This window comes from Arthrobacter sp. Leaf337 (assembly GCF_001423745.1).
Taxonomy (GTDB): domain Bacteria; phylum Actinomycetota; class Actinomycetes; order Actinomycetales; family Micrococcaceae; genus Arthrobacter.
In genome coordinates, this window is record NZ_LMPC01000007.1 from 103,275 (window position 1) to 114,784 (window position 11,510).

12 protein-coding genes and 1 pseudogene are annotated in these 11,510 nt (G+C 67.2%); 6 read left to right on the plus strand and 7 right to left on the minus strand.

What is annotated here, in order from left to right; genetic code table 11:
* The first annotated feature begins 79 nt into the window (after positions 1–79).
* From ASF98_RS07620 to ASF98_RS07640, 5 genes are all read left to right on the plus strand, one after another.
* Positions 80–1,312: an MFS transporter gene (locus tag ASF98_RS07620; RefSeq protein ID WP_055799736.1), complete on the plus strand. Its 1,233-nt coding sequence runs from the start codon at positions 80–82 to the stop codon at positions 1,310–1,312.
* Positions 1,309–1,989 carry a FadR/GntR family transcriptional regulator gene (locus ASF98_RS07625; RefSeq protein ID WP_055799740.1) on the plus strand — a complete coding sequence of 227 codons (681 nt, stop codon included), beginning with the start codon at positions 1,309–1,311 and terminating at the stop codon, positions 1,987–1,989. The genes ASF98_RS07620 and ASF98_RS07625 overlap by 4 nt, the downstream gene beginning before the upstream one ends.
* 103 nt (positions 1,990–2,092) lie before the next feature.
* Entirely contained in the window at positions 2,093–3,259 is a 1,167-nt protein-coding gene (locus ASF98_RS07630; RefSeq protein ID WP_055799743.1) for an AI-2E family transporter, read from the plus strand.
* 54 nt (positions 3,260–3,313) lie between these two features.
* Positions 3,314–3,622, plus strand: a complete 309-nt coding sequence (locus ASF98_RS07635; RefSeq protein ID WP_156372331.1) for a hypothetical protein — start codon at positions 3,314–3,316, stop codon at positions 3,620–3,622.
* A 2-nt stretch (positions 3,623–3,624) separates the two neighbouring features.
* Complete coding sequence (locus ASF98_RS07640) at positions 3,625–4,452, plus strand: DUF1206 domain-containing protein (RefSeq protein WP_055799746.1); 828 nt, start codon at positions 3,625–3,627, stop codon at positions 4,450–4,452.
* A 92-nt stretch (positions 4,453–4,544) separates the two neighbouring features.
* Here the strand turns inward: ASF98_RS07640 and ASF98_RS07645 are convergent, their stop codons facing one another.
* The 3 genes from ASF98_RS07645 to ASF98_RS07655 all read right to left on the minus strand — a co-directional run bounded on the left by ASF98_RS07645 (position 4,545) and on the right by ASF98_RS07655 (position 8,097).
* Entirely contained in the window at positions 4,545–6,008 is a 1,464-nt protein-coding gene (locus ASF98_RS07645) for an FAD-dependent oxidoreductase (protein WP_055799747.1), read from the minus strand.
* A 104-nt stretch (positions 6,009–6,112) separates the two neighbouring features.
* Complete coding sequence (cobA, locus tag ASF98_RS07650) at positions 6,113–7,369, minus strand: uroporphyrinogen-III C-methyltransferase (RefSeq protein WP_055799750.1); 1,257 nt, start codon at positions 7,367–7,369, stop codon at positions 6,113–6,115.
* Between the two features lie 113 nt (positions 7,370–7,482).
* Positions 7,483–8,097, minus strand: a complete 615-nt coding sequence (locus tag ASF98_RS07655) for a TetR/AcrR family transcriptional regulator (RefSeq protein WP_055799754.1) — start codon at positions 8,095–8,097, stop codon at positions 7,483–7,485.
* A 75-nt stretch (positions 8,098–8,172) separates the two neighbouring features.
* On the opposite strand from ASF98_RS07655, the gene ASF98_RS07660 reads away from it, so the two are divergent.
* Positions 8,173–8,670, plus strand: coding sequence for a cupin domain-containing protein (locus ASF98_RS07660; RefSeq protein WP_055799757.1), 498 nt, complete (start codon positions 8,173–8,175; stop codon positions 8,668–8,670).
* Between the two features lie 18 nt (positions 8,671–8,688).
* Here the strand turns inward: ASF98_RS07660 and ASF98_RS07665 are convergent, their stop codons facing one another.
* From ASF98_RS07665 to ASF98_RS24410, 4 genes and pseudogenes are all read right to left on the minus strand, one after another.
* Positions 8,689–9,147 (minus strand): SRPBCC family protein, encoded by a 459-nt coding sequence (locus ASF98_RS07665; RefSeq protein ID WP_055799790.1) that lies wholly within the window; start codon positions 9,145–9,147, stop codon positions 8,689–8,691.
* A 156-nt stretch (positions 9,148–9,303) separates the two neighbouring features.
* Positions 9,304–10,299, minus strand: a complete 996-nt coding sequence (locus tag ASF98_RS07670) for an ABC transporter permease (protein ID WP_235505693.1) — start codon at positions 10,297–10,299, stop codon at positions 9,304–9,306.
* Complete coding sequence (locus ASF98_RS07675) at positions 10,289–11,014, minus strand: ABC transporter ATP-binding protein (protein ID WP_028272786.1); 726 nt, start codon at positions 11,012–11,014, stop codon at positions 10,289–10,291. The genes ASF98_RS07670 and ASF98_RS07675 overlap by 11 nt, the downstream gene beginning before the upstream one ends.
* A 92-nt stretch (positions 11,015–11,106) precedes the next feature.
* Positions 11,107–11,510: pseudogene (locus ASF98_RS24410) on the minus strand (sulfonate ABC transporter substrate-binding protein); the annotation flags it as partial.

The window sequence follows — 11,510 nt, forward strand, 5'->3', positions numbered from 1 at the left end:
GCGGCGGCGTCGTTTAGCCTTCCGGAGATGTTTGCCACATCTTTACAAACATCAAACGTCTAACGTCTAATGTTTAAGTATGGCAACCACGACGACGGCGGCACCGCCCGGAACTGACACCCCGACTGCCGAGCGGGCAACGGCAGCCCGGCCCCGCGCCGTCGTCGTCTTCGGAATCGTTGCCTTTGTGCTGATCGGACTCAACCTCCGCGCCGGCATCACCGGGGCCTCGGCCCTCCTCCATGACCTCCAGGAGGTCCTGGGCTACGGTGCGTTCATTGCCGCCGTCATCCCCTCGGTTCCCACCCTGTGCTTTGCGGTGGCCGGGGCGGCCACGTCCTGGCTGACGCGCCGGATGGGGGTGGAAAAAGCCATCCTGCTGGCCCTGGGAATGCTGGCCGCCGGCCTTCTGGTGCGCGGTATCCCGTCCACGGGCATGCTGCTGGCCGGAACGGTGGTGGGGATGTCCGGGCTCGCTGTCTGCAACGTGGCCATGCCGTCCTTCATCCGCGAGCACTACGCGGACCGCACCTCCCTCATGACGGCCCTCTACACGGTCACCATGACCACGGGCGCCACCGTCACGGCCGTGATGGTGGTCCCGGTGGCCCAGCTCCTGGGTTCGGCGTCGGCGGGACTTGGCTCCATCGGACTGCTCTCCGTGGCCGCTTTCCTTGGCTTTCTCCCGGTGGCACTCCACGCACACCGGAACGCCGCCCCCGGCCGGGGCACCAGCATTTCCCCGTGGCCGCTGATTCGTACCCGCAAGGGCGCCCTGCTCACCGCCATCTTCACCCTCCAGGCGCTGCTCGCCTATGCGGTGCTGAGCTGGTTCCCGTACATGCTCACCACCACCGGGCTGACCGCGACGGACAGCGGCCTGATGTACGGCCTGATGCAGCTGGTCTCCGTTCCGGCGGGCATGGTGCTCCTGGCCATCGGCTCCCGTCCGCGGATGCTCCGCCCGGCGTTCTACCTGGCAAGCGTCACCATGCTCCTGGGCATTACTGCCCTGATGCTGCTGCCTGCCGCGCTGGCCGCTGTTCCGGCCGCGCTGCTGGGGTTCGGCCTGGGCATCTTCCCGCTGGTCATGGTGATGATCAGCAGGAGCGGCCGGTCGACGGCGGAAACCACCGCCATGTCCACGCTGGCGCAGTCGGTGGGGTATCTGCTGGCCACAGTGGGCCCGTTCGGCATGGGCCTGCTGCACAGCGCTACCGGCGGCTGGACCGTACCGTTGGTTCTGCTGCTGGCCATCGCCCTTACCCAGATCGTGGTGGGGCACCTCCTGACGGCAAGGACCAAGCCATGACTCTTACCGCTTCGCACCGGCCTGTTTTGGCCGATGAGGTTACGGACAAGCTCCGCGAGATGATCCATTCCGGCGAATGGCAGCTGCAGCAGAAGATCCCCGCGGAGCCCGAGCTGATGGCCCGGCTGGGTGTGTCCCGGGGCACCCTGCGAGAGGCCATCAAGGCGCTGGCCCACAGCGGGATGCTGGAGGTCCGCCGCGGTGACGGCACCTACGTCCGGGCCACCAGCGAGATCTCCGGCGCGGCTCAGCGCATGTACAAGGACCACACCCAGGAGCACATCCTCGAGGTCCGGGTGGGCCTGGACACCCAGGCGGCCCGGCTGGCCGCCCGCAACGCACAACCTGAACACATTGCCGCCATGAAAGCGCTGCTGGCGGAGCGCCGTGACGCCTGGAACGCCGAGGACTACCCCGTTTGGGCCCGCGCCGACTGGGATTTCCATGTGCTGGTGGCGCAGGCTTCAGGGAATCCGCTGCTGCATGAGCTGTACGTCAGCTTTGGCGGCGTGTTCCATGCCGACCTGCTTCGGCAGCAGCGCCGCAGCGGCTTCAACGGTCTCCCCGACGAAGGGCACGGCGAGCTGGTGGATGCCATCGAGGCACACAATGAAGCAGCTGCCGTGGACAGCGTCAACCGGAACCTGAACTCCTGCGCGGAGTGGCTCGGCGTGTAGCCGGGGCCATAACTCAGTAGGCTTAGCTATTTGGGGAGTTCTCATCCCGGCCTCGGCCGGTCCGGGCGTCCCGTTTCTGCACGCTGACGAATTGGAGTACCCCTTGGCCAGATCAGTCGACATCACGGTGGACGGCAAGCGCCCGGACCCCTGGGCAGACGGCCTGGGCAGGGTGGGAGTCCGCTCGGCCCAGATCCTGCTGGTCCTCACCGTTGTGGTGGTGTCCGTCTTCGCGCTGCTGCAGATCCGGTTCCTGGTCATTCCGGTGCTGATCGCCCTGATCCTGGCGGCCGCCATCATGCCGTTCGTCAATCTCCTGAAGCGCCGGGGCCTGCCCGCCTCCGCGGCCACTGCAGTGGCCTTCGTGGCCTTGCTCGCCGTGCTGGCCGGCGTCACCACCGTCATTGTCGCCTCCATCCGCAGCCAATGGGGAGACCTCGCAAGCCAGGCATCCTCGGGCCTGGACGAACTGCAGTCGTTCCTGCTCAACGGCCCCATCCCGGTGGACGGGGAGCAGATTGAACAGGCCCGGGCGGCCATCGTGGAATTCGCCGCCAGCAGCCAGGTCCGCTCCGGAGCCATCACCGGGCTGTCCGTCATCACCGAGTTCCTCGCCGGGGCCAGCCTCATGGTGGTGATCCTTTTCTTCTTCCTCAAGGACGGGGCCGCGATCTGGAACTTCTTCCTGCGGCCTTACACCGGCGCCCGCGAGGCCAAGCTGCGCCGATCGGGCGCACGCACCATTCAGGTTCTGGGCGACTACGTGCGCGGGACAGCCATTGTTGCCCTGGTGGACACGGTGGCCATCGGCACGGCACTGCTGGTCCTGGGGGTCCCGCTGGCCATCCCGCTGGCAATCATCGTCTTCATCGGCGCTTTCGTCCCGATCGTGGGAGCCACCGTGGCAGGCATCCTCGCGGCGCTGGTGGCACTCGTAGCCAACGGACCCGTAGTGGCGCTGATTGTGGTGATCGTGGTGATCGCCGTCAACCAGCTTGAAGGCAATCTGCTTCAACCCGTGGTGATGGGCAAGTCCCTGCAGCTGCACGCCCTGGTCATCCTGCTGGCTTTGACGGCGGGGACCATCCTCGCCGGCATCATCGGAGCCGTGCTGTCCGTCCCGCTGGCCGCCGTGATCTGGGCGATCGCCCAGGTGTGGACCACCGACGCCGCAGAACCGGAACCGGCGGGGTCGGCAGAGGCCGGGGAATCCGCGGACCCGGCTGACGCGAGCCCGGACCTCGCTGCCGCGGACGCCAGCCGGTCCTAGCAGCACCATGGACAGATAATAAGCACCCTTATCAATATCTTGGTAGGGTGAGGCATGCGTAAAATCAGCACCATGAACGGAACCGGAACTCTCTTTGGCTGGGCCTTCGGCGACTCTGCACGGTCCGGCGACCAGTCGTACCTCGACGAACTGCGCCGGGAAGCTCTCGCCAACGCCAGCCAGGACGCCAAGTCGCGGGGCTTCGGCGTCGAGGAGGGCACCGAAAGCTACACGGTCATCAACCCGGCCGAAACCCTCGCGGACGTCCACACCGCACCGGACCAGCTCATCGTCCGCTGCACCGTAAAACTCACCGGCCCGGGCGCCGAAAACATCCACGCCGAAGGCCCCATGAACGGCTAGCAATGTCGGATGAAGACACGGCCCTCGGAGAAGCCGCCAACGCGGCCGAGGCGGTGTCCAATACCAGGGTGCTGGACATCGTCGCACGTTCCGGGTTCGCCGTAATGGCCCTGCTCCACATTGTGATCGGTGCTATCGCCATCGCTTTGGCGTTCGGCCAGCCGGGGCAGGCCGAACCGACGGGAGCCATCGAACAGCTCGCAGCGAATCCGTGGGGGCCCGGCGTGATGTGGGCCGGGCTGATCGGCTGCGCGGGCCTGTCTTTGTGGCAACTGAGCGAAGCCACCCTCCGCGCCCGCCACCTGCCTGCGGGCCAGCGGCTCGGCAAGCTCATCTCCTCCGGGTTCCTGGCGGTGGCCTACGGCAGTGTGGGGCTCAGTTTTGCAGGGTTCGCGGTCGGCCTGCGCGGCGACTCGGGCGATTCCACCAGGGACTTCAGCACCGCCCTGGTCCAGGGACCTCTGGGTGTGTCGGCACTCATCGCGCTGGGCCTGACGGTCATCGGCGTCGGAATCTATTTCATCGTCAAGGGCGTCCGGAAACAGTTCAAGGAGGAACTGCATCACTTCGAAGGCACCCGGCGCGGACGCATGGTCAGCGCACTCGGCGTGGCCGGCCACGTGGCCAAAGGCATCGCCCTGATCCTTGCAGGCCTACTGTTCGTGGTGGCAGCCGCCACCAACCGGCCGGGCGAATCCACCGGGCTGGACGGCAGCCTCAAGGCGCTGCGGGACCATCCGGCGGGGCCGTTCCTCCTGATGGCCATTGCCGCGGGACTCATCAGCTACGGATTGTTCGCCCTTGTCCGGGCGAGATTTGGCCGGATGTAGCCGGATATAAAAAGAGCGAACAGGCAGCTAATGACGTCAACCGTGCGGTTTGCGGTCATTAGCTGCCTGTTCGCGCTGGAGAAAGGTTCGGGCTAGACCTGCGCGGCCACTCCGTCGCGTGAGATGGAAACCATGTCCTCGCGGGGCACAACCTTGACCCGCTCGCGGGCAACCTCGACGCCGTGCGATCCGGTCTCGGTGGCCTTCTCGCCGAGGGCGCGCTCGTGTGCGTCCAGAGCCAGCCAGCCTTCCCAGCTGGTGTACTGCACGCCGCGGCTCTCCAGCAGTTCGACGACGGCTTCCGGAGCCGGCGCGGCTGCCAGCGGCAGGTTCGCCCGGTCTTCCAGTAGGTACGTGACGGTCTCGAGGGCGTCGCCCTTGGTGTGACCGATGAGGCCGACGGGGCCGCGCTTGATCCAGCCGGTGGCGTAGATGCCCGGCACGTGGGTGCCGGCAGCGTCCAGCACGCGGCCGCCGTCGTTCGGGACAACACCCTTCTTGTGGTCGAACTCGACCTCCGGCAGGGCGGAACCGAAGTAGCCGATGGCGCGGTATACGGCCTGGACCGGGTAGTCCACGAACTCGCCGGTGCCGCGGGCGTTGCCCGTGCCGTCCAGCTCGGTGCGCTCAAACTTGATGCCGGCAACGCGGCCGGGGGTCTCGGCGTCGTCGTATACCTCAACCGGGCTGTGCAGGAAGTGCAGGTGCAGGCGGCGGGAGGCCGTGAGCTCGGAGAGCTCTTCCGGCTGCTCGGCGATCCAGTTGGTGAGGGTGCCAACCATGGTCTTGGTCTGGTTGTTGCTCTGGACCTGGCGGTCTGATTCCTCGTCGAACTCGAAGTCCTCCGGGTACAGGATGATGTCTACGTCCTTGGAGTGGGCCAGTTCGCGCAGTTCCAGCGGGGTGAACTTCACCTGGGCGGGGCCGCGGCGGCCGAAGACGTGTACGTCAGTGACCGGGGAGGACTTGAGGCCGGCGTAGACGTTGTCCGGGATTTCGGAGACCAGGAGGTCGTCGGCGTGCTTGGAGAGCATGCGGGCCACGTCCAGGGCCACGTTGCCGTTGCCGATCACGGCGATTTCCTTGGCGTCCAGCGGCCATTCGCGGGACACGTCGGGGTGGCCGTCGTACCAGGAGACGAAGTCGGCGCCGCCGTAGGAGCCGTCGAGTTCGATGCCGGGGATGTTCAGGTCCGCGTCCTTGATGGCGCCGGTGGCGAAGATGACGGCGTCGTAGTGGGTGCGGAGGTCCTCGATGGAGAGGTCCGTGCCGTAGTCAACGTTGCCGAAGAAGCGGATGTCGCCGCGGTCCAGGACCTTGTGCAGGGCGTTGACGATGCCCTTGATGCGCGGGTGGTCGGGCGCCACGCCGTAGCGGATCAGGCCATAGGGCGCCGGGTAGCGGTCAAAGAGGTCGATGCTCACGGTCAGCTCGCCGCTCTTGACGGCTTCGCTCTTGGTGAGGATGTCGGCGGCGTACACGCCGGCAGGGCCGGAACCCACGACGGCGACCCGGAGCGGGCGGGCGGCAGAACCTACGGTGGTGCTATTTGACACGGCTGTGTTCCTTTTTCTGTCACGGCCCAACTGACTCGCACTTAACGTCGTGAAAACGGCTTTTGGGAGCGTTAACTGCGAGCTAGTTGGGAAGGGGCTTCGGGCTACTTGGTCAGTACGCGGGGGCGGTTCGGGGTGGTGGTGCTGTAGTCGGCGGTCTTGAAGTGCGACGGCGCGAACGGGCTGACGCGGACAACGTCACCGATCACGATCACCGCGGGATTTGCGACGCCGGCGGCCTCGGCCTGGTCAGCGATGGAACCGACAGTGCCGATGGTCACGCGCTGGTTGGGCAAATAGCCATTCTCAACGATGCCAACTGGAGTGTCCTGAGGCAAACCGGCAGCCATCAGGGCGGCGGCGGATTCGCGGAGCTGGCCCACTCCCATGAGCAGCACGATGGTGTGGTCGGACCGGGCCGGGACCTCGGAAAGCTCCTCGTGGCCGGTGACCACGCTGAAGCCCTTGGCCAAGCCGCGGTGCGTCACGGGAATGCCGGCCGCCGCGGGGACGGAGATCGCCGAGGTCACGCCGGAGACCACCTCAACCTCGACGCCGTGCTGGCGGCAGAATTCCGCTTCCTCGCCGCCGCGGCCCAAAACGTAGGGGTCGCCGCCCTTGAGCCGGACCACGCGGTGGCCCTTGAGCGCCTCTTCCACGAGGATCCGGTTGATCCCCGCCTGCGGCACGGGATGGTGGCCGGGGGTCTTGCCCACCTCTATGACGCGGACATCGGAGGCGAGTTCGTTCAGGAGCTCGCGGGGGCCCAGGCGGTCCGCCACCACGACGTCGGCCTGGCCAAGGAGCCGGCGACCGCGGACGGTGATGAGCCCGGTGTCGCCGGGACCGCCGCCCACAAGGGCCACGCTTCCCCGGTGGGCGCGCTGCCGGCGGAGCGGGAGGTCACCGGTTTCCAGCGCGGTGGCAACGGCGTCGCGGAGGGCCATGGCGCGGCGTGGGTCTCCCCCGGCGTTCACGGCGATCTGCACGTCGTCAACGACGGCGACGGCGGGGGTCCAGGCAGCGGAGGCTTCGTGGTCGGAGGCGTTGACGCACCAGACTCGCTGCGCCTCGGCGTCGGCCGAAACCTGGGCGTCCACTGCGGAATCGCCGGTAGCTGTCTGGACGAACCAGACGCCGTCGACGTCGGACGTGCGGTAGGGGCGCTGCTCCCAGGTGAGGAGGCCGGCGTCGGCCAGTTCCTCAAGTCCTGCGGAGGCAACGGGGGCAACCACGGTCACCCGGGCACCGGCGTCGAGCAGGCCCTTCGCGCGGCGGGTGGCCACCGGGCCGCCGCCCACCACCAGTACCGGGCGGCCCAGCAGGCGCAGTGCCGTGGGGTAGATGTCCTGAATTGCCATGGATCAACGGTAGGGCCGCGTCACATACCGGAACAACGGCGCGGAAACACCAGTTCACGTAAGGTAACGCTGCGTCACATTGCCGGCACGCTCATTCGGCGGGCGGCGCCTTCTCAGGCGGCGGGCGGCGGTCCCTGCGTCCGTGCCTGGTTCAGCAGGGCGTTGGCCGTCCACCGCATCGAGGCAACGGCAGCGTCCCTGCTCAGGCCGCCCACATCGGTCAGCCACACCAGCGACTCGATCCCGATGGCACTGCGGATCGCCAGAACCAGCCGATGGATCTCCGCTTCGGACAGCTCCGGCTGCAACGGGGCGAGCGCCTCGGCGATCCACGCGATGGCGCGGCCCTGGCGCAGCGGCAGGCCCCGCTCCTGGCCGTCCGCGGGTTCCAGCGAGAGCCGCAGCATGGTCCGCTGCTGCGCCTCGGTTTCGATGATCATTCCGGTGAACTCACGCACTACGGCATCCAGCCGCTCGGCCACATCCTCCGGGGGATTGTCCGGCAGCATCGATGTCCGTGCAGTCTCCGGATGGGCCGCGGCCAGCAGCTCCCGCTGGCCCGGGAAGTAGCGGTAGGCAGTACTGCGGGCGACACCGGCCACCAGCGCGGCCTCATCCACCGTGGGCGTTGCACCGGACGCGACGAGCTGGCGCGCGGCAGCAACCAGGCCTTCAAGGGTGCGGCGCTTCTGACCGGTGCGCCCGACGTCGGCATAAGGTCTTGACATGTCCTTCATGGTACCTGAGTCTTGTTATGGGACATCAGTCCCATAAGTCTTCCCACCAGCATAGAGGCGACCACCATGGAGACGAAGAAAGTTGCATCCGCCGTAGTACTGCAACCCGGCGAGGGAGCCCGCCGCTGGTTCTTCGGCGGCGGGGTACAGACCTGGAAAGCCACGGAAGAAGACACAGCCGGCGCGTTCCTGCTCTTCGAGGATGAAATGGCCCTCAACAAGGTCACTCCGCTCCACACGCATCCCGACTCGGACGAGACGATGTACATCCTGGCCGGCGAGATCCTGATGAACATGGACGGCACCGAGCACCGGGTCGCCGCGGGCGGGGTAACCATCGCGCCGAGGGGTGTTCCGCATGCGTTCAAAGTCACCCAGGAGGGGACCCGCGTGCTCTGCCTGCACACGCCTGGCGGCGCCCAGGCCTTCTACTTTGGCGCCAGCGAGCCGATTGGCGCTGACGAAGACGGTGCGCAGGTAGTGGACTTTGACTGGATCCGCGAATCCGGGCGTGTGAACGGCGGCATTGAGATCATCGGGCCGCCGCCGTTTCCCGGAACGTAGGTTTTCCGGACGGGTGACCTAGCGCGGCGGCGGAACGAGGCCGGCGAGGTAGAGCCCGCGCACCGCGATCAGCCGTTCCAGGTACCGGCGCAGCACCAGCTTCTCCACGATCCGGCCCAGCGGGCCGAAGGGCGCCGTGAATTCCACGCGGTCCGTCATGATGCATCCGGTGTCCGTCGCTTCGAACTCGTGGACGTGGCGGAAGGCCGTGAACGGGCCTCGGACCTGCTCGTCCACAAACCTTGTCGGGAACTCCAGCGAGGTGATGCGGCTGGTCATGCGTATCGGCAGGCCGAAGTGCCGCGCGCGCCACGTGACCTCCTGCCCGGCGCCGATCAGGCCCGACGTCACCCCCGCCACGGCCCGCTCCCCCGCGTCCGCCTGTGATTCGAGGTGCGCGTCGATGCTGCGCGCGAGGTCAAACAACTGTTCCCGGGGCAGGGCGGATTCGGTGCGGCACACGAAGCTGACGGTCATGGCGCCAGTCTGCCAGACTCCCCCGCCCGGCGAAGCGCCGTCGCCGCCGTCGTGGGGCCGGGGCACCTCATTCAGACAAAACAGCAGAGCCCGACGGCGGGACTCGCCGTCGGGCTCTGCTCTTTGGTTCTGTTCGGGCTGCCTCAGGCGCCGGCCCTAGCGGGTGCTGCCGGCGAGGAGGCCGCGGCGCCGCAGGAGGCGCTTTTCAATCGGCGCAAAGACCAGCAGTTCGATCAGGATGCCCACGGCCAGGATCAGCAGGATGGCTGACATCACGATGGTCATGTCGGAGAGGTCGCGGCCCTGGTCCAGCATGGAGCCGAGGCCGAAGCCGATAGTGCCGCCAACGGCGATGATTTCGGCGGCCATGAGGGAGCGCCAGGAGAACGCCCAGCCCTGCTTCAGTCCGCTCAGGTAGCCCGGCAACGCGGCCGGAAGGACGATCTGGAGGGCCATTTGCAGCCGGCTGGCACCCAGCACCGTGCCCACGCTGCGGTACTGCGGCGGGATCTGGTCCACGCCGGAAATCAGCCCGTTGATGATGGACGGGATGGCACCCATGAACACCACGAAGTACACCGTGGCGTCGGTCAGGCCGAACCAGATGATGGCCGCGGGCACCCACGCCACGGAGGGCAGCACCTGCAGGCCGGAGATGAGCGGGCCGAATGCGCGGCGCAGCGGGGCCACCTGGGCCAGCAGAAGTCCGATCGGCGTCGCTATGACCACGCTGATCAGGAAGCCGACGATTCCGCGCTGCAGGGATGTCCAGACGGCTTCCTGCAGTGAACCATCGGCCCACAGGGTGCCGAACTGGCCAAGCACGTCGAGCGGTCCGGGCACCAGGTCGCGCCGTTTGAAGCCAAGGGATACGTAGAACTGCCACGCCAGGACCAGCACCACGAGCGCCGCCACCGGGAGCAGGATGCGGCTCCAGTCGATGCGCGCGGCACGGGCTGCGTCCGACTGCAGTGAATCCAGTCCGGATTCGAGCTCGCGCAGGTCTTCGTTGCCGGTGGAGGACCGGGTCAGGGCCGCGTGCACCTTGCGGGTTTCCGGCTCATCGGTGATTGAGCTTGCCTGGCCGGTGATTGACCTTGTCGAAATCGGGGTCTCGGCAAGCTCGACCAACGGAGTTTGCTTATTTGGCATGGCGGCGGATCTCCTCTCGCAGCCGGGCGGTGATGACCCCGGTCAGCTGTCCGGCAAGACCGGCGTCGGTTCGGTGTTCCTCGGTGACGTTCCATTCCTGGACCACGCGGCCGGGGCGTGAGGACAGCAACAGCACGCGCTGGCCCAGCCGGACAGCTTCGCGGACGTTGTGCGTCACAAAAACAATGGTGCGGCCGGTCTCCTTCCAGATCCGTTCCAGCTCGTCGTGGAGGAGGTCGCGGGTGATGGCGTCCAGCGCGGCGAACGGCTCGTCCATGAGCAGCAGCTGCCGGTCCTGGGCCAGGGACCGGGCCAGCGAGACGCGCTGGCGCATGCCGCCGGAGAGCTCGTGCGGGCGCTTGTCCCCGGCTCCGCCAAGGTGGACCAGGTCCAGGAGTTCGTTGGCCTTCGTGCGCCGTTCGGACTTGCCCACGCCGCGCAGCTTGAGGGCGAGCTCGATGTTCTCCCTAGCAGTCAGCCACGGGAAGAGGGCGGCGTCCTGGAACATGAAGGCAGCGCCGTCGCTGGGGACTTCAAGGGCGCCCGACGTCGGGAGTTCCAGTCCCGCCATGATGTTCAGCAGGGTTGACTTGCCGCAGCCGGACGCACCCAGGAGCGCGACAAACTCGCCTTGGGCGATGCTGGCGTTGACGTCGTCCAGCACCGGGGCGCCGTCGCCGAAGCGTTTACCCAGGTTTTCCAGTACGACTGGCATGGTCCTGTCCTTACGTTGATGGGGCTGGAGGTGATGCTTTGAGCTTGGTGCTTTTGGTTGGGGCGTGCCGCTTAGTCGTTGCCGAGGCCGGGTTAGTCCTTGCCGAGGCCGGCGGCGCTGACCTTGCTGCCGCCGCTTTCAGCGGTGACGCTGTTGAGGGCGGTGAGGTCGAAGATGCCGCTGATGTCGGCCTGCTTGGTGGTGCCGGCGTCCACGCCGTCCTGCAGCAGCTTCTTGTAGGCTCCGGCCAGCGGATCCACGGTGAACACGATGTTCTTCAGCGACCGCTCGATGACGTCCGCCGGGAGCTCGGCGCCCCCGCCTTCCTTCAGCGCGGTGTTCAACACGCTCGCCTTTTCCGCGGCGGGTGTGTCATTGAGCCAGGCCACGGATTCGGCGTGGCCCTTCAGGAGTGCCTTGACGGTGTCCGGGTGGTCGGCGGCGAACTTCTTATTCACGATCAGGATGGTGGTGGGGAACTCGCCCGGCTTGCCCG